Source organism: Terriglobia bacterium (assembly GCA_035712365.1).
Classification (GTDB): Bacteria; Acidobacteriota; Terriglobia; order UBA7540; family UBA7540; genus SCRD01.
In genome coordinates, this window is sequence record DASTAW010000031.1 from 1 (window position 1) to 21,667 (window position 21,667).

Annotated in this window: 18 protein-coding genes; 10 read left to right on the forward strand and 8 right to left on the reverse strand. The window is 59.0% G+C overall.

Annotated features, from left to right (window positions below):
• On the reverse strand, nucleotides 1-972 hold a 972-nt coding region (locus tag VFQ24_08815; protein ID HET9178442.1), incomplete at its 3' end, for an MFS transporter.
• 261 nt (nucleotides 973-1,233) lie between these two features.
• Between VFQ24_08815 and VFQ24_08820 the strand changes: the two genes are divergently transcribed.
• Nucleotides 1,234-3,183 carry an ABC-F family ATP-binding cassette domain-containing protein gene (locus tag VFQ24_08820; protein ID HET9178443.1) on the forward strand — a complete coding sequence of 650 codons (1,950 nt, stop codon included), beginning with the start codon at nucleotides 1,234-1,236 and terminating at the stop codon, nucleotides 3,181-3,183.
• A 14-nt stretch (nucleotides 3,184-3,197) separates the two neighbouring features.
• Here the strand turns inward: VFQ24_08820 and VFQ24_08825 are convergent, their stop codons facing one another.
• The 3 genes from VFQ24_08825 to VFQ24_08835 are packed head-to-tail and all read right to left on the reverse strand — an operon-like array spanning nucleotide 3,198 to nucleotide 6,558.
• Entirely contained in the window at nucleotides 3,198-3,968 is a 771-nt protein-coding gene (locus tag VFQ24_08825) for a succinate dehydrogenase/fumarate reductase iron-sulfur subunit (protein ID HET9178444.1), read from the reverse strand.
• Nucleotides 3,968-5,779, reverse strand: a complete 1,812-nt coding sequence (locus VFQ24_08830; protein HET9178445.1) for a fumarate reductase/succinate dehydrogenase flavoprotein subunit — start codon at nucleotides 5,777-5,779, stop codon at nucleotides 3,968-3,970. The genes VFQ24_08825 and VFQ24_08830 overlap by 1 nt, the downstream gene beginning before the upstream one ends.
• Entirely contained in the window at nucleotides 5,779-6,558 is a 780-nt protein-coding gene (locus VFQ24_08835; GenBank protein ID HET9178446.1) for a succinate dehydrogenase, read from the reverse strand. The genes VFQ24_08830 and VFQ24_08835 overlap by 1 nt, the downstream gene beginning before the upstream one ends.
• A gap of 331 nt (nucleotides 6,559-6,889) precedes the next feature.
• Between VFQ24_08835 and VFQ24_08840 the strand changes: the two genes are divergently transcribed.
• Nucleotides 6,890-7,246: a hypothetical protein gene (locus tag VFQ24_08840; GenBank protein ID HET9178447.1), complete on the forward strand. Its 357-nt coding sequence runs from the start codon at nucleotides 6,890-6,892 to the stop codon at nucleotides 7,244-7,246.
• Between the two features lie 88 nt (nucleotides 7,247-7,334).
• Here the strand turns inward: VFQ24_08840 and VFQ24_08845 are convergent, their stop codons facing one another.
• Together VFQ24_08845 and VFQ24_08850 are read right to left on the reverse strand one after the other, a co-directional pair.
• A complete protein-coding gene (locus tag VFQ24_08845; protein ID HET9178448.1) occupies nucleotides 7,335-8,342 on the reverse strand; it encodes an energy transducer TonB in 1,008 nt (335 codons plus the stop codon).
• Between the two features lie 635 nt (nucleotides 8,343-8,977).
• Entirely contained in the window at nucleotides 8,978-11,362 is a 2,385-nt protein-coding gene (locus VFQ24_08850) for a winged helix-turn-helix domain-containing protein (GenBank protein HET9178449.1), read from the reverse strand.
• A gap of 621 nt (nucleotides 11,363-11,983) precedes the next feature.
• Here VFQ24_08850 and VFQ24_08855 point away from each other — a divergent pair.
• A complete protein-coding gene (locus VFQ24_08855) occupies nucleotides 11,984-13,390 on the forward strand; it encodes a hypothetical protein (GenBank protein ID HET9178450.1) in 1,407 nt (468 codons plus the stop codon).
• Between the two features lie 85 nt (nucleotides 13,391-13,475).
• Here the strand turns inward: VFQ24_08855 and VFQ24_08860 are convergent, their stop codons facing one another.
• Entirely contained in the window at nucleotides 13,476-14,606 is a 1,131-nt protein-coding gene (locus VFQ24_08860) for a radical SAM protein (GenBank protein ID HET9178451.1), read from the reverse strand.
• 148 nt (nucleotides 14,607-14,754) lie between these two features.
• Nucleotides 14,755-17,730, reverse strand: a complete 2,976-nt coding sequence (locus tag VFQ24_08865) for a hypothetical protein (GenBank protein ID HET9178452.1) — start codon at nucleotides 17,728-17,730, stop codon at nucleotides 14,755-14,757.
• Between the two features lie 85 nt (nucleotides 17,731-17,815).
• Between VFQ24_08865 and VFQ24_08870 the strand changes: the two genes are divergently transcribed.
• From VFQ24_08870 to VFQ24_08900, 7 genes are all read left to right on the forward strand, one after another.
• Entirely contained in the window at nucleotides 17,816-18,187 is a 372-nt protein-coding gene (locus VFQ24_08870) for a helix-turn-helix transcriptional regulator (GenBank protein ID HET9178453.1), read from the forward strand.
• Between the two features lie 149 nt (nucleotides 18,188-18,336).
• Nucleotides 18,337-18,882, forward strand: a complete 546-nt coding sequence (locus tag VFQ24_08875) for a hypothetical protein (GenBank protein HET9178454.1) — start codon at nucleotides 18,337-18,339, stop codon at nucleotides 18,880-18,882.
• Nucleotides 18,883-18,893: 11 nt separating this feature from the next.
• On the forward strand, nucleotides 18,894-19,562 hold the full coding sequence (locus VFQ24_08880) for a hypothetical protein (GenBank protein HET9178455.1): 669 nt from the start codon (nucleotides 18,894-18,896) through the stop codon (nucleotides 19,560-19,562).
• Between the two features lie 77 nt (nucleotides 19,563-19,639).
• Entirely contained in the window at nucleotides 19,640-20,194 is a 555-nt protein-coding gene (locus VFQ24_08885; GenBank protein HET9178456.1) for a TlpA disulfide reductase family protein, read from the forward strand.
• Nucleotides 20,195-20,323: 129 nt separating this feature from the next.
• Nucleotides 20,324-20,599 (forward strand): Smr/MutS family protein, encoded by a 276-nt coding sequence (locus VFQ24_08890; GenBank protein ID HET9178457.1) that lies wholly within the window; start codon nucleotides 20,324-20,326, stop codon nucleotides 20,597-20,599.
• A 237-nt stretch (nucleotides 20,600-20,836) separates the two neighbouring features.
• Entirely contained in the window at nucleotides 20,837-21,172 is a 336-nt protein-coding gene (locus tag VFQ24_08895) for a YciI family protein (protein ID HET9178458.1), read from the forward strand.
• Between the two features lie 80 nt (nucleotides 21,173-21,252).
• Complete coding sequence (locus tag VFQ24_08900; protein HET9178459.1) at nucleotides 21,253-21,624, forward strand: YciI family protein; 372 nt, start codon at nucleotides 21,253-21,255, stop codon at nucleotides 21,622-21,624.
• Nucleotides 21,625-21,667 lie beyond the last annotated feature (43 nt).

Here is a 21,667-nt window from a genome sequence, read left to right on the forward strand (position 1 = left end):
CGTGCAGAGGACCACTCCGGACAAGGCGCAGACCAGGGGAATCTTGCAGCTTTGGATCGTGGAATAACCGCGCCGCGAAAGGGCATCACAAACTCGGCCTCCGATCAAGCTGCCCACAACCCCGCAAGTGAAGGGAATGGCCGCGATCCAGCCGCTATTGGCGATGCTGAGATGCCATTGGATTTCGAGATACTGGGGCAGCCAGGCAAAGTAGAGCCAGGACATGTACACAATGCCAAAAAACCCGCACACCATTCCCCACGTCGTGCTGAACCCAAACAGCCGCCCCCAGTCCCGCCACGCCATGGGCTGCGTCTCACGGTCTGCATTGGAAAGGTAGTCGTTCTCGGCGTCGGTCAGGCGCAGGTGTTTGGGATCACGATGCAGGGTGTAGAAAACAATCCCCACCGCCAGGCCGGCGATTCCCATGGTGATAAACATCCAGCGCCAGCCGAAATGCAGCATCAGAATGGTAAGCAGTGGAGCTGCAATCGCTGTTCCCAGGCTGCTGGAGCAGTTCCAGATGCCGGTGGCCAGGCCGCGGTCCCGCGACGCAAACCAGTCCGCCACGATGCGGGCGCAGCTTGGAAACTGCGGGGACTCGCCGAGCCCCAGCAAGCCGCGCACCGCCAGAAACTGCCGGAAGCTCGTGACCATTCCTCCGAGCACCTGGGCAAATGACCACAGGGCGAGCCCAGCCGAAAGCACCAGCCGCGCGCCAAACCGGTCCACCACCGCCCCGGCAGGCAGTTGGCTGAAGGCATAAACCAGAAGAAACGCCGAGAGCAGGACGCCACTGTGCGCAATGGAAATTCCCAGGTCCTGCCGGATCAGCGGCAGGCCAACGGCCAGGCTGGCCCGATCAACGTAGTTGATAACCCCGCTGAAAACGAGAAGCGCCAGCGCTGTCCTTTGAATCCGCCGGATGCGAATGGAAGGAGCAGGAAGCGCCGAATTGTCTACGTCGCGCATTAATCCTCGTTTTTGGTTAAGGTCGATGGGTGACATTGCAAAGGCGTAGCAAGTATGAAGCTTTGCGTTGTGTAAGGCAATAAAAACCGCCAAAATCAAACCTGTCCGATGATTCCATTAGAGGTGCGTGTTTCGACCTGAAGAAGAATAGCAAGTGGCGCTCTGCCGCCGAGTTTCGAGACATCTGTTCTACGCCGCCGCCTGATATAGTTAGAGAGAGTGCAACCGGCCCCGCGCGACGCGTGGGGCTGCGATCCCATCATGATTCAGCTTTCTTCAGGCGGTAAGCAGTTCGGACCCAAGGTACTGTTCGAAGGCCTCGACTGGCTTCTGACGCCGGGCGACCGCGTCGGCCTGGTGGGCGCGAACGGCACCGGAAAGTCGACCTTGCTGAAAGTGCTGGCCGGGCTTGAAACTCTGGATGTTGGCACACTCTCCACAGCCAGGGGCATCACCCGCGGATACCTTCCCCAGGACGGTCTTGAACTCGCCGGCCGCAGTGTGCTCGAAGAGTGCCTTTCGGCGTTTGGAAACCTGCTCGAAATGGAAACGGAGATTGAGGAGCTCACGCACCGCATGGCGGACCTTGACCCGGCGAGTGAGGAATACGCGCAAGTGGCCGAGCGTTACCACGCCCTGGAGACGGAGTTCCAGCATCGCGATGGGTATTCACTGGAAGCTAGAGCGGGCGCAGTGCTCAACGGCCTGGGATTCTCGCGGGACGACCAAGCGCGGCTGACCGAGGAGTTTTCCGGCGGGTGGCAGATGCGCATCGCGCTGGCCAAGCTCCTGCTGACCAGGCCGAACCTTCTGCTGCTGGATGAGCCCACCAACCACCTCGATCTGGAATCGCGCAACTGGCTTGAACAGTATCTCGAAGACTATCCACACGCCGTTGTTCTGGTGTCGCATGACCGCTATTTTCTCGACGTCACGGTCAACAAGGTCGTCGAAATCTGGAACCGGCGCGCCTGGTTTTACGCGGGCAACTACGACCGCTATCTCACCCAGAAAGAAGAACGCAAAGCGCAGCTTGAGGCTGCTTACAGGAACCAGCAGGACCGTATCCATCATCTGGAAGTGTTCATCAATCGTTTCCGTTACCAGGCGACCAAGGCACGGCAGGTACAAAGCCGGATCAAAGAACTTGAAAAGATCGAACGGATCGAGCTGCCGTCCGAGGAGAAAACCATTCGCTTTTCTTTCCCACAGCCGCCGGCAAGCGGGCGCCTGGTAGCGGAATTTCGTGAGGTCTCCAAGAGCTACGGCGATAAGCAGGTGTTCGCGGGCGTGAACTTCGCCATCAAGCGCGGCGACCGCGTGGCCCTGGTGGGCGTGAACGGAGCCGGCAAATCGACGTTGATCAAGCTGCTGGCAGGTGTGGAACCGGCGACAGCCGGCGAGACGCTCCCGGGTCACCATGTGGAAGTGGATTACTTTGCCCAGGACCAGTATAAGGCGCTCGACCCGGAAGCGCGCCTGATTGATGACATTGGGGGCGTGGCGCCGGCAGCGCTTAGCGGCCAGACCCAACTTCGCACGCTGTTGGGAAGCTTCTTGTTTTCTGAGGACGAAGTCTTTAAGCGAGTCGGGGTGCTTTCCGGCGGAGAGCGCAATCGCTACGCCCTCGCGCGCATGCTGCTGCGTCCGGCGAATTTTCTGCTGCTCGACGAGCCTACCAACCACCTGGATCTGCGCGCCAAAGACGTTCTGCTGGAGGCGCTGGGAAAATACACGGGCACGGTGGTATTCGTTTCGCACGACCGCTACTTCATCGATCATCTGGCCACGCGCGTCTTCGAAATCGGCGGCGGAGAGGTCCACGACTATCCAGGCAACTATGAGGACTATTTGTGGCAGAAAAATGGGCGGCCTCCACGCCCGGACGATACAAGGGCTGAAACACAGCCTGCCATGCCTGCCAATGCTAACGGAAATAAGAGCAAGGAAGAACAGGACATCGCGGCAAAAAGACTCAATCCAATCCTGGTTCGCCGAATGGCGGACCGCGGCGAGGAACTCGAAGAAGCTATCGCACGCGCGGAAGCGGAAATTGCCTCCTGCGAGCTCGAGCTGGCGAACTTCAGGAGCGCGGAGGGATCCATCCGCCTCTCGAGGAGAATTGAAGAATTGCGCCAGGCCATTGGCGAGATGATGCGCGAGTGGGGAGAGATTGAGATGTCCCTCGATGAATCCGCGGAGCAGAATTGACCCGGGGAAGCGGATTACCGATTGCGTAAGGCACGACGGTCTTTTCTGCCGAGAAGCCGGCTGAACCCTATTCTGAGGAAATCAAAATAGCGGTCGACCACGCGTTCCTTAAGCGGAATGATGGCGTTGTCGGTGATGCGAATTTCTTCGGGGCACACCTTCGTGCAGCATTTCGTGATGTTACAGAATCCAATTCCCTCTGCGTTCTTCAACTCCTCCACACGATCTTCGATATCCATGGGATGCATATCGAGTGAGGCGACGTAGACAAAGAACCGCGGGCCAACGAACTGTTGATGCAGGCGATGATCGCGCAGCACGTGGCACACGTTCTGGCACAGGAAGCATTCGATGCACTTATGAAACTCCTGGATGCGGTCAACGTCCTCCTGGACCATCCGCCAGGTGCCATCGGGAAAATCCGGTTTGCGCGGCTTGAAAGGCTTGATCTTCTTCTTCACCTCATAATTCCATGAAACGTCCGTGACCAGGTCCTTGACCAAGGGGAAAGTCCGCATGGGCTGGACGGTGATGGGCGCATCCAGCGGCAGTTGATTCAGGCGCGTCATGCACATCAGCTTCGGCATTCCGTTGATTTCCGCCGAGCACGACCCGCATTTGCCAACTTTGCAATTCCAGCGCACCGCCAGGTCCTGCGCCTGTTTTGCCTGAATTTCATGAACCGCGTCCAGGACCACCATTCCCGGTGATATTTCGAGGCTGTAGTCCCGGAACTCCCCGCCACCGGAGTCGCCACGCCAAATCCTGAAGGTTGCCGTCGCCATTATTTCATCTCCTCGACGATCTGCTTGAGCTCTGCCGGCAATTCCGGGAGCGGCTTGCGGGCAATCTGCATTTTCCCGTCAGGCCCCTGGCGAATTATAAGATTGGATTTCCCGCTTGCATCGTCTCGGCCGGGATAATCGTCTCGGAAATGCGCGCCCCGGCTTTCTTTGCGTTCGATTGCCGCCCTGGTGATGGCTTCGGAAATCAGAAGAAGGTTCGAGAGGTCCAGTGCCGTGTGCCAGCCTGGATTGTATTCCCGATTTCCCACGACGCCCGCCCGGCGTCTTCTTTCGCCTAACTGTTCGATCACTTCCAGCGCCCGATGCATGTCTTCCTCCCGTCGCACGATTCCCACAAGGTCCTGCATGGTTTCCTGCAGGTCTCGCTGGATGAGGAAAGGACTCTCGCCTGATGGCCGGTCGAAGGGTTCAAGGGCCTGCCGCGCTGCCGCCCCCACCTCTTCGGCGCTCACTTGGCCTGCCTGATGCTCCTGGGCGAAAGCAGCGGCGTGGGCGCCCGCGCGCTTGCCGAAAACCAGCAGGTCCGAAAGCGAGTTGCCGCCCAGGCGGTTCGCGCCATGCAAGCCGGCGGCGCACTCGCCAGCGGCGAACAGGCCCGGCACCGTCGACATCTGAGTTTCCGGGTGGACCCGCACGCCGCCCATCACGTAATGGGTGGTGGGGCCAACTTCCATGGGTTCCTTTGTGATATCGATATCTGCAAGCTGCTTAAACTGGTGATACATGCTGGGCAGTTTTCTCTTGATGTGTTCGGCCGAATGCGGCATTTTTTCCCTGATCCATGCGATATCCAGGAATACACCGCCGTGCGGACTGCCGCGGCCTTCCCGGACCTCCCGCACAATCGCCCGCGCGACGTGATCGCGGGTGAGCAGTTCCGGCGGACGGCGCGCCGACCTGTCACCCTGGGTGTATCTCCAGCCCTCCTCGGCGTTATCTGCTGTTTGATTTTTGTAGAGAGGAGGGATGTCGTCAAACATGAACCGCCGGCCGTCCTTGTTCTTGAGAGTCCCTCCTTCACCGCGGACGCCTTCGGTCACCAGAATGCCGCGCACGCTCGGGGGCCAGACCATTCCGGTGGGATGGAACTGCACGAATTCCATGTCTTTGAGTTCCGCTCCGGCACGATAGGCAAGGGCCAGGCCGTCCGCCGTATACTCCCAACTGTTGCTGGTGATCTTATAGGCGCGTCCGATTCCGCCCGTCGCCAGGACCACGGCCCTGGCATGGTAGAGCTGGAAGCGCCCCCGCTCGCGGTCATAGCCGAAGGCCCCGACGACACGGTCACCGTCTTTCAGCAGCGTGATGACGACGCACTCCATGTGAACGTCGATCCCTTGGTGGATTCCGTAGTCCTGCAGGGTGCGGATCATCTCGAGACCGGTGCGGTCCCCCACATGCGCCAACCGCGGATATTTGTGGCCCCCGAAGTTGCGTTGCAGGATCTTGCCCTGGGCAGTCCGGTCGAACACCGCCCCCCACGCCTCAAGCTCACGAACGCAGTCCGGCGCTTCCTGGGCATGGATCTGGGCCATGCGCGGCTCATTCAAGTACTGGCCGCCGCGCATTGTGTCCGCGAAATGGACTTTCCAGTTGTCGCGCTCGTCCACGTTGGCAAGCGCCGCCGCAATTCCTCCTTCTGCCATCACGGTATGGGCCTTGCCGAGCAAACTTTTGGTGACGATCCCCACGGACACGCCCGCTGCCGAGGCTGCGATGGCCGCGCGAAGCCCGGCTCCTCCCGCGCCAATCACCAGCACGTCGTGCTCGTGAACCTGGTATTCCGGCATCAGAAGATCCTCCAGTCCGTCCATATTCCCATCGAGCACATTCGCACGTAGAAATCCGCAAAGGCTACCCAGAACAGACTGAGCCATGCGTATCTCATGTGGTACATGTTCAGCGCGCTGACACAGCTATAGGCTTTTCTGCGGGCCGGTGACAACGCGGCCATCAGTCCGCCGGTCAGATGGCGAAGCGAGTGGCATCCCAGCGTGTAGCCCCCCAGCAGAATCACATTGATGAGCAGCACAAGGCTCCCAACGTGGACACCGAAGTGGCCGTTGAACCAGAAGCCCCGCCAGGCGTCGGTTGCGAGGAGCACGAGGAAAAGCAACGCGAGGTAGAGAAAGTAACGATGAAAGTTCTGCAGGATTAAGGGCAACGATCGCTCGCCACGGTAGCACTTGCGCGGCTCCCCCACTGCGCATGAGGGCGGGTCAGCCCAGAAGGCCTTGTAATAGGCTCCCCGGTAGTAGTAGCAGGTGACGCGAAACCCTCCCGGCGCCCACAGGATCAGGATGGCTGCAGAAAAGGGGAACCAGCCTGGGTACCATGATGGCTTGGCGCCGAACCATGCGTGCGCGGGATCGCCGAACAATTCAGGCGAGTAGAAAGGCGAAAGATAGGGACCGAAGCGGTAATGCGTTCCCTGGAGGGCCGCCCACGTTGCGTAAACCACAAAAGCCGAAAGGCCCAGGAACACCATCAACGGCTGCACCCACCACAGGTCCCTTCGTGACGTCTGGCCAAACCCTGCCCCGGCAATGGGCATGTTGATATCCGCCATCTTAAGACCCCCGATAAAATTGACGTTTGCGTGCATCCGCTCTTCGGGATGCCTTCAGAAGATTAGCGCAAGTGCCTCTGCAAAGAAAAGCGGACTTTCGTTCGTTGCCGCAACCTCCACGGCTTCGGGGCTGGAAATTGATGCTGACTCATTTCGATCGCTGCTTTGTGGCGCGGCCATCGTGGCCGTGTCTTTTCAGGGAAGCACCGGCGAGGACGTCCGTGCCAGGAATCAAACTGAGTCACTGCCATAAACTTTGTAGAGTTGAAATTTCAATGCTGCGGCGGTAACATCCTGTGGGCTCTCAAAAAACAATTCAAGGTGGTGCGCCATGCTCCGAGTGGTCCATGTTTTTGATGTCAAGCCTGGAGTGCAGGAGGCGTCGTTCATTGAGTGGCTGGACGCCCGTCTGGATGAGATCACCCAACGCTATGGATGCCTGGATCGCAAGACGTGGGTGTTCATTGACGGCATTCAGGGCAACTACGTCCAGGGCAGACCCGAGCGCCGTCCGAAATATTTGAATGAGGCTTTCTGGCCATCACAGCAGCACGCCGATAACTTCCGGAAGTGGTTGATGTCCGACGAGGGCAAGGAGTTCAGACAAAGATGGTTCGATTCCGTCCAGAACCACACGGTGCTTCGCTACGTTAATGGCGACGCGCCACGCCCCGTTACGGATGATTAAGGAGCCGACCACCCGCCCCGGCTGCCGGCCATCCTCACCGCTGACTCCGCCCTGCGGAGGCTGGCGCCGGGCAATGGTTGAAGCCCTCCTACTGTTCCAGAGAGAAGTTTACGTCAATCTCGGTTTCCACTTCCACGGTTTGACCGTTCAGCAGTGTCGGTCGATATCGCCAACGTTCGACAGCCTCAAGCGCCGCGTGCACCAGAAGCGGATGCCCGCTCACGACCTTCAGGCCCTTGATCGTGCCGTCCGTTGCAATCAGAGCTTCCAGCCGCACAGTGCCCTGGATGCGGGCCAGTTTAGCAAGCTGGGGGTAGGCGGGCTTCGGACCATAGATCAGGTTGGCTGCTTCGACCACGCCTCCGATCTTCATGCGTTCCGGGGTGGCAGGCTTTGCCGGAGCCGGCGGTGCGGGCGCCGTCGGGAGCATCAAGCTGCCGATCACTCCGTCCTGTCCGCCGGGCAAACCCGGAACGCTTCCAACAACCCCAACGCCGCTGGAAGGGGCGACGGGTTGGCTTCGGAATTTGGGAAGGGCCTTCGGAACCACAGCCGGCTCCTTCTCCAAATCCTCCACGGTAATTCGTTGAACTGGTACACGGGGAGCAGCAGGAGGAGGCGCGGGCGGGGGCGGAGGAAGAATGGTTACCCGGCCCAATGCAGCTTTCGGCAGCGCCTCGGAGTGAACCAGCGGGATGATCACCATGACGCCGATCGCCATCACCTCGATCATATAAGCGACCGGGAGGCTCGCACGTTTCCAGTCGCTGGTTTTGGCCGCGCTGTAAACCAGGTAGGCGACGAAACCGCCGAGATTCAACAGGAAGGTCAGCGCCATCCACGGCCACCTGCGCAGACCCAAATGCCGCGAGTCGGCATACACATACGCCAGCATCAGCGCGGAAAAGAAAGAAATCGCCGCCACAACCCATGACTGAGTAGCCAGCGCTTTTGCTTGTGGCGCTTCCGCGAGCGGCAGCCCGAACCAGGCCAGGCAGAAGCCTGCCACAGCCGCGGTCACCGTCGTCAGCCAGTGCCGGCCATGCAGCACCGCTTCCCGGGTCGGCGATGAATCGAGCAGTGTGTCACTCAGCATCTCTCACCTTCCTCACCGCGAGTCGAGCTTGCATCGCGGTCTCAGCAGTGTTTGCGATCAACGGGCCTGGCGCGGACGATCAAAGGCTGCGGTGCAAAAGCGCTCGGGCTCGCCCTCAAGGCGCAGTGCTCCTCATGCGCACCGCCTGCGATCTCCATCAAACGCCTCGCACCGCCGGGCTCACCGGCAGTGGGGCAGCGCTTCTTAAACTTCCGGTCGATCTTCGGTTCGCGAAAAGGCGCCTTATCGCTTTTGCGCTTTCCTCTTTCTGCACATATAGACACCACCGCCCCGGCCGAAGTTCCAGAAAAGTTTTTCCAGACGCCAAGCCGACGCCCACGATTGAATGATTGAGCGATTTACGATTGCGAGCAGGTAGCCAGGCTTTCCGTTTTGGGAACCGCTGCCTTAAGCATGGGGCAAGGGATTGTGCGCGCAGCGCACCACCTCGAGGTTTTTTGTTGGATCAACAATCGCACTTGCCGCTGGATTCCCACCCCACGATGGGCGACCGCCCCTTCTGCGCAAGACGAGACTTGGAATTTGGGTGGCCAAATCTGTCGTGCCCTGAGTAAGCGCCTCAATCCATCACGGCCCCGCCAACGAAGTCTTCTTCCGCTCAAAAGTCCCGCAGCTCATTGCAATCGCGCAAATTCGCTCTCGGCTTGTTTGAGGACGGGAATGCCGGGGTCAGCGTCTTTCCAGAGTTTAAGGAAATCGCCGTAGGCGACCTTGGCTCTGGTGTTATCTCCGTCTAGTGCGAGCGCCCTACTGAGCTGCAAGCGCGCTATCGCACCCACAGGATCGCTGACGACAATCCCTCGATGATCGAGAATTTTCTGGAATTCCGCAGCGGCCTGAGCGCCTTGATGCAACGCTAGGAGTGCTTCTCCTCGCACGTAGACCGGATAAAGATTCCCAAAATTCCCGTGCATACTGCTCATTCGCTCGCCTAGCTCATAAGGAATCGTAATTTGCAGCAGTTCAACAGCCTTTGAAGGCTCGCCGTGGTTCAAAGCAAGTAGCGCCCGAAGCGTGGGCAGATAGCTGAACCTGACCGATGTGTCCTCGGGATAGCGTTTTTCCAGATCATTGGCCAGTGCTTCTGATCGGTGAGAATCTCCCGAGAGAGCCAGGGCAAACGCTGCGCCATACTCTACTTCCCGGTCTTTGGAAACTTCAATCGCTTCCTGTGCGATTCGCCCTGACGCGGATGCATTTCCGAAAAAGGATTCCCAAGCGGCTGCGCCAGCTTCGAATAGAGCTGCTCGCTCAGGAAAGCCCGCCTGTTGAGCCAGGCTCACTGCCAGCCGTAACATCTCTTTCGCTCGCTTCAGTTGACCGGAATATGCAAAGGCAAAAGCCTCGTAGTCAGTGGTCCAATCTTCTGCTCCAGCGTTTCCCTTGGCCAAAGCCGCTTCGCGCGCCATGCCCGTCTTGTCCTCTTTAAGAAACGCAAGGGCATAGCGATGGAAAATATAATCTGGATCGATGAGGTTGCGATCGGAGGCATGCTCCAGCACTCGTTCAGCATCGTTCAGTCGGTTTAGAGATTCGTAGTCGTAGGAAAGAATGTCATAAACGGGTGCAAGGTCTGGAGCCAGCACCACAGCTTTATTGGCTTCTTCGAGCGCCCTACTATAATTTCCCAAACCAACCAGGATGAACGCTCCCAGGTACCCGTGCGGGAGTGGATCGCGTGGATAAGCTTGGGCCCAGGCCTCACAAGTCTGTCGGGCCTTTTCCATGTTTCCCGTGACGCGTCCTTCGTAGGAAGCTTCTATAAAGAATTTTTCTTCGTCGCTCGCCCGATCCCGCAATTTATATGCCTTGCCGGTGCTCTCAGCGGAAATAGCCGACTCACCCAAGTGGCCATACATGAGCCCCAGGACCGCATAAGCCATCGCGAAATGGGTATCAATCGCAACGGCGCGTCTGAAAAACGGTATGGCTGCCGATTCGCCCTTTGAGGAGAGAATTCTCCAGCCTTGGCTATAGGCTTTCAGCGCTTCGAGGGAAGGAGTGGTTGCCTCAGAGAGTGAAGTGTCGTGCTCTTTAATCGTGGAGAGCGATTCGCCCAACCGGCTCCGCAACTCAGTCGCCATTTGGCTGAGCGCGGTCAGCACCTCTTCTTGTCTTGCCACCTGGGTCTGCTCCTCAGCGAGGACATCGCCCGTGCTGCAGCCCCTTGCGTCTAGGCCCAGCACGTACTGGCTCCCGAGCCTTGAAATCGAGCCTCCGAGAACAGCGGTGCTGGCGGTCCGCTCGCAGACTTCCTGTGCGACCGCCGGGGTCAGGCGGGTATCGGGCGGCTGGCCCATCAGGCTGAGCGTATGCTGGATTCGTTGCCCCGAGACCAGGCGAAGAAAGGGCGACTGCTCAAGCTGTACTTCCAAACCCTGCCTAAGCGTGTCATCGAAGAGAGGATCACCTGTCGTATTGGTAAAGTCAGCGACCAAGATAAAGTCCTTTTCCCCCAGGGGAGTCGGCTGATGCCTGAAAAGGAAGAAAACTGCGCCCATAATCAGCAAACCCAAAGCCGCTCCGATCGGCAACAGACGACTCCAAGCCTTTTTGTGAAGGGGGCCCGGCGAGAGCGCGGGCAAAGTTCCGGAAGCGGTGCTTTCTGTCTGTTCAATTACCACTTGCGAACGAGAGCGGCTCGCTATCAACAAGGACTCGCTGTCATCCGTCACCGCGCGCACGTCCGCTGCGAAGCGGTAGCCTCGTCCAGGAATGGTGACAATGTAGCGGTGGGCTTCAGGGGTGTCGCCGAGGGTTTTGCGGAGCACGAAAATGTTTTGGCTCAGGTTTGCTTCCTCAACGATGGTATCCGGCCAGACGGCTTTCATGAGCTCGTCCTTGGTCACGACTTCCCGGCTGTGGCGGATCAGCGCCAACAGTGTCTCGAAGGCCTTGGGCGTCATGTCCACCGGGCAGCCTTGTCGCAAAAGCAACTGTTTATCGGGATCGACCCGAAACGAGCCAAATTCGTAGAGGACTTTGGGTCCCGTAGCCATAACTGTACGAAGCGGAGGCTTCGCTCCTAGCGGGAATGCCCCGTTAGTAACGCTGGATCGAAATTTATCATGCGGGTCTTCGTTCGTCAATGAGAGCGCATGTCTGGCCTGAGACCGCCTGCGCGCAGATTTCCTGGAACCTGCATCCGGCGCAAGTGGTTTGCCTTGTGTGGATTAACTCGCCTTTAAATCTTTTGAGAAATTTTGAGGCTGTTCCTAAGGACTTTTGATCCGCCCTGGGGAGACGATGCGCTCAACCGAAGCCTGAGCGGGAGCGGCGACCAAAATGGATCGACCCTCGGTGAGGAAGACAACCAAAATCACGATTGAGACCGAGACGTTGATGGTCGTTGGTCATGCAAAAGTGACTCGCGGTTGGTGTCCGGTCTGTTGTGCTGATGTCGACGGAATCGCCCTCGACGACATCACTACTCTTGCGGAACCTGGCGCCACAGCCCACATCCGGGAGTGGCTCGTTTCAAGCAAGGGACATGTTTGGAAACCAGCCAATGGACCTGCCCGCATTTGCCTTCCATCGCTCCTGACATGCTTCGAGTCGGCGGAAATCAAAAGAATCCGCCGTTGCATTGAGACACAACTAGACACGAAAAGGAGGGAGCAATGAAACTGAGCATTTCGAAAACGAATTTAAGTGGATTGCAAGAACAGCGTAATATGAAATCCGGATTAGTTCTTCCAGTCTTGCTAGGGGGGCTGCTGTTTGCCCTGGCAGCGTTGATTCTAAACTGCGGGGGCGCCGGCGGAGATCCGCCGCTCCCGCGGCAGGCACATGCCTCGCCCCCTTCCAGTTACTCCGTTACAGACCTCGGCACGCTGCCGGGCGGCACTTTCAGCTCAGCCGGGTATATCAACAACAACGGTCTGATAGTTGGGAGTTCCAATGACGTTGACGGAAATTCTCACGCTGTCATGTGGGTAGGGGGCCAGATCGTGGACATCTCTACGCCCGGGCTCGGGGGCCCAAACAGCGGAGCAGTTGCAATCGGCGCAAACGGCCAGGCCGGAGGCTTCGCCGAATCCTCTGATTCGGACCCGAATAGCGAGAATTTCTGCGGCTTTCCCACCGGACTCAAATGCCTGCCTTTCGTTTGGCAAAAAGGTGCTATGACCGCGCTCCCGCTGCTCGGGGGAAATAACGGCGAAGTCAACCTTAGCAACACCCAGGGCGAAATGGTGGGCGCTGCCGAGAATGGCACGAAGGATCCTCAATGTCTTTCTACGCCGTACCCGAACGGTGTCGGACCCCAGGTTCTCGATTTTGAAGCGGTCATATGGGGTCCCAACGTCGGCCAGATGCGCCAGTTAAATCCACTCTCGGGCGATACGATGGCCGAGGGCTTTGGGATCAACAATAAGGGACAGGCAGTAGGCACCTCGGGCTCGTGCGCAGATACCTATCCGGCTCCGTTCGCCGCGGGAGCGCACGCAGTCCTCTGGGATGCCGACGGTTCCGTTCATGACCTTGGCAACCTCGGCGGGACGTTAAACCCGGATGTGGCGGGCCTCGGAAACATCGCTTTCGCCATCAACGACCGGGGCCAGGTGACGGGCTGCTCGTCAGTTGCCCCAACGTCCGGATCTTCCGTGAGCACAGCTTTCCACGGCTTCTTTTGGACCCAAAAGACCGGAATGCATGACCTCGGCACGCTTCCCGGAGATGTTGTTAGCTGCGGCCTCAATATGAACGGCCTAGGCGATGTGGTGGGGGCCTCGTTAGACGCCCCGCCGCCGACCGGGAATCCGAAAGCGGTTATGTGGCAGAACGGCCAGATCACCGACCTCAACACCGTCGTGCCTGCGGATACGACTTTATATTTGCTGACCGCTTTCGACATCAATAATGCCGGCCAGATTGTGGGGATTGGTTTTGACCCCGTTTCGAATGAGGTCCATGCCTTTCTGGCGAACCCGATCCCTGGGGGCGGACCTGCTGCCCGCGGCGCATCTAAACGGCCGAAATTGCCTGACGGCGTCCGCCACTTGCTGCAGCAGCATGAGCTTCACTGACCGAGATAGCTGTTTGGACTGGACCTCACTCGCCTCGGTGAGGCACGTGTTCAACACTCAACCACTAGACCCAACGAAGAAAGGGCTACGCAAATACGAACGCGTGCTGGCGATGCAGCGGGGCAGCCGCACTTTCTTCGAGTTTTCCGTTGAGGCCATAGCGGGCGCGCAATTCGGCGACGAGTTTGGAGATGCCGTCCTTGTATTCGGCAGGGAGATAAGCGGAGTGACGGAAGAGCTTGCGATAACGCCGGACGAGATCCGGGCGTTGCTTTTCCAGAAAAGGCATGAACTGCGCCATGGCGCTGGGCATCAGGAAGAGGACGTTGCCGAAAAGAGACTGAGCGCCGTGCTCCGAGGCCGAGCGCGCCAGGCTCTCGAGCTGCGCGGGTGAATCCGTGAGGCCAGGGATGATGGGCGCGGCGTTCACGCCCGTGCGGATGCCGACGGAGACGAGCTGGCGCACGGCCTCCAGGCGCTTGAGCGGAGGCGGCGCTTTCGGCTCCAGCAGGCGGGCGAGACGCGAATCAACCGTGGTGACGGTGATGTGGACGCTCAAGCGGTGCCGGCGCGCCAGCGGGACCAGCAGGTCAAGATCACGCAGAATCAGAGTGCTCTTGGTGGTGATGGAAAAATCGAGACCTTCGAATTCGCCGAACACCTTGAGTATTCCGCGCGTGACTTCAAACTGCTTTTCCGCCGGCTGGTAAGGGTCCGTGGCGGTGCCCAGCGCGATGGGCAGTCCGCCATCGCGGGCACGGCGCAGTTCGGCGCGCAGCAGGTCAGGCGAACCCAGCTTGGCGAAAATCTTCCGCTCGAACTCCAGGCCGTCGTGCAGTTCCATGAACTCGTGAGTGTAGCGCGCGTAACAGTACTTGCAACCGAATTCGCAGCCGCGATAGGGATTGAGCGTCCAGGCGAAGGGCATCCGGCGGCTCGATTCCCGGTTCAGCGCCGAGCGCGCAGGCAAGGAAAAGTATTCCACGCCCGTTCGCTCGCGCACGCGGGGACTCGACTGAGCCAGGCGAGCAATGCCGACCAGCTTGGGCGTTGTGGGAACAGCATTGCAGCATGGCGTGCTCAGAACGCTGCCTGCCTCCCGGATCGCGAGATGTAAAGATGCTTGCGTACTTTTGCTCAGGCGTGATTGATCGCCTGAAACAGCCATCCTCGGCGGCGTTAGAGTGACATCAGGCGTGCGAAGCAGGTCTTCCATAGCCCCAGCTCCTTAAGCAAAGCTGAGGCCATTTTCGCTTTTTATTCGCCTACTGTCAAGAGCCCGTAACAACTCACTTCAGGGCGACTCAAGGCCATCCAAAAAAGCCTGCATTACCAGTAGCTTACCCTGGTTCGGAAAACTGGCTTCAGTCGGAGCCGATCATTCGGCGGTAAACATTACGGACTTGTTGCTGCGCTTCTTTCAGCTTCTCGGCGAGAGTCGCTGATCCTGGCACGAGTCCCCAGTGTCGAACCAGGTTCTCGATGGCGTCGCGGTGGCCGACATGGGCCGGCAATCCTTCCGCTGCCTTCCCGGTCACCAGCCGGACAGCATGATCGACCGTACGCAGAAAAGCAGCTCCATGACGAAGCGACGCAGCGTCCGCGCTGCTCAGCGCGCCTGCGGAACGCAGCGCCTCAATCTGGATGGCCATGTTGGCGCCGTGTGGCGCCGGAACCCGATGCCGCAGGCGCAGGCAGGAGACCGCAAAATCCACGTCGTAGTAGCCGCCGGGAGCGGTTTTGGTGTTGTCGGGCGGCACGTGCTTCTCCTTCTCCAGCCTGTGCCGCATCATCTGCAACTCGCCCTCGAGATCGGGGCGGTTGTGGAAGCGGTCCATCACCGCCGCCACAATATCGTCAGCCAGTTTGTCGGCGAGCTCTTCGTTCCCTGCCAGCGGACGGACCTTCAGATACGTCAGCGCTTCCCACACCTGCGCGGATTCCCTGATATAGCCCAGCAGAGAGGAGTGCGTCGGCACGAGCTCGCCTTCCTGTCCGCGCGGGCGCAGGCGCGTGTCCACCACGAACAGAGTGCCGTCACGCGTGTAGCTTGAAATCACCTCGATGACCTTCTCGGCCAGGCGCATGCAGTGAGCGACCTGCTCACGAGAGGTATCGGACGGTGCAACAAACATCAGGTCGGCGTCCGAAGCCAGGTCAAACTCGCTCAGCCCCAGGCGGCCAAGACCGAGAATCACAAACGGCGTCTGGCTTAGACTGAGGGATCCACCATGCTCCGCGCCTTCCATTGCCTGATGGCCTATTGAGAGCGCGCTGGCCACTGATCTGCCTGCAAGCTCTGTCCAGCGTTCCAGGCGGGGATAGATGTCGCCCAGTTCTGCGAGGTCGGCAGAGCCCAGTTCCAGCACGGTGGCGCGAAAGTTCCGCCGCAGCGCAGCCATCTTTTCGCGAACGTCGAATGCCCCTTCTGTCACCCAGGCAAAAGGCTCCATGTTGACGGCCTTTTCGATTCCCATTTCCATTTCCGGCTGGTCTTGGGGCGCCGGATTCGCAGGTTGACGGCAGTCGAGGGCAGAGATATCTTCCGGGTGATGCACCAGCAGGCCGGTCAGATATTCGCTTGAGGCGCCGACTCTGATGGCCTGTTCCACGCATGCCGGTTGCTGCCGCGCGTAACCGAAGGCCTCCGGGTGAGCCAGCAGAGCGCCGAACAATCGGGCAACGTTTTTGCGATTGCGCTCCTGAAGGTTCGCGTTCCGGATCAGTTCCGACAACTCCGGCGCCTGCGCGGCAAGATATTCCAGCAATGCTGCATAAGAATGTGGAGCGTGATCACCCACGGGCGCAATCAACGGCATCAGAGCATAGGCCGTTCCCGGCACGGGAGTTGCATCGGGCCGCACAATGCGCTGGTGAATTTCCGTCACCGTGGCGAAGGCCTCGCGAACTTTTCGCAGCAGCCTTTTCCCCGGCGATTTGCTGCTGTCCATTCCAGTGCGGCGGGCCAGGCGGTCCAGCGCGTCGGCCTCTGCGGGCAGTCGATGCGTCTGCAAGCCCCGTTCAAACTGGACGCGGTGCTCCACGTTTCTCAGGAATTCATAGGCGCTGACGAGGGCGGCGTAATCGCGATCGGCGATCCATCCCTTGTCATTCAGCTTGCGCAAAGCCAGAAGCGTGCCGCCCGATCTCACCCAGCGGTCCTCCCCGCCGCGCAGCCGCTGAAGGCACTGGGTGAGGAATTCGATGTCTCGAATCCCGCCCTCGTGCAGCTTGACGTCTATGGCGTTGCTTCGGCTTTGGTCCAGCTTCTTCGAAATCCTTTCGCGCGACCGCAGCACTGCTTCCACGGCTGCAAAATCGGCGGACGAACCGTAAATGTAGGGCTCCACTCCCCGCAGGAATTCGCGGGTGACACGCACCTGCCCCACCGAATGGCGGGCTTTGATCAGCATCTGCAATTCCCACTCGCGCGCGCGCCTGGCGTAATACTCGAGCGCCGATTTCAGGCTGATGGCCAGGTCTCCCATGTCACCTTCGGGACGCAGGCGCAGGTCTACGCGAAACACCTGGCCCTGCGGCGTGGACTGCGTGATGGTGCGCGTGATGGCATGCGCCAGGCGCACAAAATATTCCTTGTTGCTGATGATGGAGTCCGGCTCGCTGCCGCCCGCCGTTTCGCCGTCCTTTTCATAAAGGAAGAGCAGGTCGATGTCGGAACTGTAGTTGAGCTCATTGCCGCCCAGTTTGCCCAGCGAGACGATGCTGAAGCCGCTCCGCACAATGCGGCCCTGCGCGTCGCGATACTGCGGCTGGCCGTAACGCTTCTCGAGTTCCTGGTCGCAGAAGATCAGCGCGTTCCACAGCATCACATCCGCCAGCATGGAGAGCTCCAGCGTGGTTTCGCCCAGCGTGGAAAGACCCAGGACATCCTTCAACACGATGCGCAGATAGTTCCGTCGCTTGAAGCGCGCCAGTTGCGCGGAGAGCCATACATCCGGATGCGTGGTGGAAAATCGCGCGTAGTCCTGCATCAGATCTTCCCGCGATTTCAGTTTGGTGAATTTGCGGTCGCGCGCAAACTGCGCAGGCAGGGAGGGATCGGCAAAAAAGCTTTCCGCCAGAAAAGTGCTGTAGCCGAAGATGGCCACAAGGTAGGTCAGGGCAGTGGGATACAGGCGCAGGTCAGAAAGCACGTCTTCGGGGGCGCCCAGAACGTAACGCTCCAGCAGGTTCAGCGCGCCGTCAGGATCAGGCGAATGCGCCAGCAGCGATGCGGCAGGCGCCGCCAGCTCGGGCGCCAGCCGCCCTGCCAGGCGTTCCACGTTGCTCTCGGCTTTCGATGGGTCCTGAAAAGCAATCCCCGTGAACTCCGGACGCATGACTTGTGATTATACCAGCCCCTCCCCGCCTCGCAGGTTTACAGATGACATGGCGGATGCCGATCCCCCACCGTTGGCATAGCGGTTGCAAAAAAGCAGTTTCTTCACTATACTTGAGGAAATGGCGGCGCGGTCCCAGCTCGGGGAGTTTGAACTGATTGTCCTGCTGGCTTTGCTCCGCGCGGGCGAGAATGCCTATGGAGTCCCCATTGCGGCAGTGATCGAAGAAATCACCGGGCGCGAGGCTGGGATTGGAAGCGTCTATGCCGCGCTCGAGCGGCTGCAACAGAAGGGCATGGTTTCGTCCAGCCTCGGCGATCCGACTCCGGAACGCGGCGGCCGGGCGAAAAGATATTTCCGCGTAACCAAAGCGGGATTGCAACAGGTCAGGAAAACTCGCAAAGCCCTTGTTGCCTTGTGGCGAGGGCTTCCACAACTGGAGGGAGGCAAGGCATGACAAAATCCAAACCACCCGCGCTGGCAAGCTGGATGCTGGAACATCTATTGTGGGGTGGCCGGAACGAAGCCCTTGCTGGCGATCTGATCGAGGAATTCCAGCGGCGACGCTCCGTCGCATGGTACTGGCGGCAGGTTTTGGGGGCAATCGTGGCAAGCGTAACCGGAGAATTGCGCAAACACTGGAAGTTGTTGAGCCTGGAAGCCGTATTCGTTTTGGTCTGGACTTATTACTCGCTTCTATTCCTGCGGTTCGCCCAGGAGCGGTTCTGGGCGCTGGCGTTTGAGCCCCATGGCCGGTATCTTTATTGGGTTCTAGTGCGCTGCAGCGGAATTTTATCGTTAGTTTTACCTCTCATTGTTTATCTGGCCGTCAAAAGATTTACTCATTTTCTGCCCGCGCTTTGCGGGTTTTGCGCCGGCATCGTTGTGGCCTGGGCACTAGGCTTGCTGAGTTTGGCGTTGATATTACCAGGCGGAAGTAACATGGTGTTCCGTTGGCCGGTTATTCTGTATAGCCTCCTTCCTGTACAAGCTGCCGGGATACTGCCCATTGCCGTATCGCTTCCGTGGTGGCGGTTGCCTTACGCTCTTGTGCGCCAGTCCGCTCCTCTTTTGTTTGCCATTTGGGCGGCTCAGTTATGGGCGAAGAACCGCCAATCCACAAGTCTGCAAAACAAAGGCGGAATTGAATAAGGAGAGAAGGTATGACGGAATCCAAACCACCTGCGCTGGCAAGCTGGATGCTGGACCACCTGCTGTGTGGCGGCAGCAATGAAGCTCTCGCCGGCGACCTGCACGAGGAATTCCAGCGGCGGCGCTCCGTCGCATGGTACTGGCGGCAGGTTATCGGCGCTATCCTGGCGAGCTTCGCAAACGAAGTGCGTGCCGACTGGGTGATGGTCTGGACAATCCTTTTCACCACCGTATGGGCTTACAGCCTTTATGCAATTCCCATTCTCGCCTGGCCTGTTCCAACGGGAGTCCTGTCCCGGCTGGATCATTACCTCACGGCGCACGGATACTACGGTACATTCGTCTGGTATCTCGTCAGTGACGTGTTCCTGTACGCCATGCCGTTTCTGCTTCGTGTCGTTGCGCCACTCGGCATCTACCTTGTCGGCGCGCGAAGGATGAACGTCCGGGCGTTCACGCGCGGTCTGTGCGCAGCGGTACTGCTTGCGGCGGTGTTAGCGATGGCACCCTTCCAGCCCGTTCTCGATTTTCTTTCCGTGCACGGATTGGCGTATTATTGGGTGCAGCTCTGGAAGCTGTATGAGGTCACGGTCATGCGCCAGCTTATTCCTCTGATCGCTGCGATGTGGGTGGCCCAGTCCGGAAAAAAGATTGTGCAGCCGGGCGTTATCGCAAGTTAGAAAGCGGCGAGGCCACGTAAATTCGCCGCCACCTCAGCGAAGCAAATTCCACGGACTGTGAGATTGGAGCACGCGCGGTGAGGAAAAATCAGATTGCTCCGTTGGCGGTGGTAATGCTGGCGGCCGTCGCCGGCGTTTACCTCTTGAATCGCTACTGGATTGCACCCGCCGCCACCCGGAATCATCTGTCGTCGGCCTCAAATCATCCGTCAGCTCCCGATTTTACCGTGACCGATTTTTCAGGAAACCAAGTCCACCTCTCTGGCCTGCGAGGCAAGGTCGTTCTGCTCGACTTTTGGGCAACGTGGTGCGGACCCTGCAGGATGGAAATTCCCAGCTTCGTCCAATTCGCGGACCGTTACAGGGGCCAGGGTCTCAGCGCCTTGGGCATCGTCACCCATGACAGCCCGCGAAACGTTCCAGGCTTCTACAGGCAGTTTCGCATGAACTATCCCGTAGCCATGGGCAGCGAGCAACTGGAGGGCCTTTACGGGGTCTACGGCTTACCCACCACCGTCCTGATCGGGAGGGACGGCCGCATTTATGCCAAGCTGGTCGGCGCCGTCCAACCCGCTTACCTTGAGCGCGAGATCCAAAAGCTGCTTTCCGAAAACGCCGTCGCTGAAAGATAAGTCGTGCGGCGGCCAATACCCTTCACGGTTTGGGATATTTTATGGCCGCCGTGGCCTTGTAAAGCTGCTGCTGGTCTCATCATGGCCCTGCCATGCTTTGCCTCGTGTTAGGATTAGGGCTGACGCGCCATGCCGCCCGACGACGAACCCGTTCGCATTCCCATCACAGACGTTTTTGACCTTCACTCGGTGCAGCCGAAGGAAGTGGAAGCTGTTGTCGAGGCCTATCTGGAAGAGGCCCGCAGCCTGGGGCTGAAAAACGTCCGCATCATTCACGGGCGCGGCATTGGAGTGCAGCGCCGCATGGTGCGCGCCGTGCTGGCCCGAACTCCATTCGTTGAGTCTTATGCGGATGCTCCTGGGCAGGCGGGAGGCTGGGGCGCCACCATCGTCCTCATGCGATAGCAAGCCTGCTTCCAGTCGCAACTAGCGACAGCTACTCGGATCCATACCATCAATATTTCGCGAAGCCATCGATTCCCGCGCGAATCAAATTACTTTTCGGAGCCTGTCGATTTTTCCAGGGGCCAAGCGTCGTACTGATAGAGAACGGGATGGATCGAGCGGACTTGAGAGGGCAAAAGAACGTGCCCGAGAGCGCCGCGAGCCTGTCCGAAAATTACAAATGAGAAGGAGATGACGATGCAATATCTGCTATTGATCTACGAGAACGAGAAGCGTTTCGCCAAGGGCTACCCTGAGGCTGAACTCGCTGAATACCGGGCTTTTGGAAAGGAGTTTGCCCCCGCCATCAAGGGCGGAAATGCGCTCCAGCCGACCCACACCGCCGCCACCGTCCGAGTGCGCAACGGCAATACGCAGACCACTGACGGGCCCTTCGCGGAGACCAAGGAGCAGCTTGGCGGCTTTTACCTGGTGGAAGCGCGTGACCGTGAGGAAGCTGCCGCCATGGCCGCAAAGATTCCCGGTGCACGGTTCGGCTCAGTCGAGGTACGCCCGATCATGAAGTTTTCATAATCCTGATTCCGAATGCTCTGCAATCTCATTGATGCTCCGGTACGAAAGAACTGAAGGAATTCAAATCCCAAGGAGGGTAAATGCGATACATGCTTCTGATTTACAACAATGAGCACGCCAGGGAAAACCGTTCGACTGAGGAAAGTGCCAAATCGGTTTCCCAAGCATTGAGTTACATCGAGGAGGCAACGCAGCGCGGGGTCTTCCGGGCTGCCGATCCTCTTGAGCCGACCAGCACCGCAACTACGGTGCGAACGCATGAAGGGAAAGTGATGATTACAGACGGCCCATTTGCCGAAACCAAGGAGCAGCTTGCCGGGTACTTTATCCTGGACTGCAAGAACCTTGACGAAGCCCTCGAGTGGGCGGCAAAGATCCCGATGACCTGCGGTGGCGGCTCAGGTTGCGTTGAAGTGCGGCCCCTCCGTGAATTGGCACGGCAAGCCGATTAATCGCACGACCAGTCACAAGCAATTGAAGGCGACTGTCGATTGA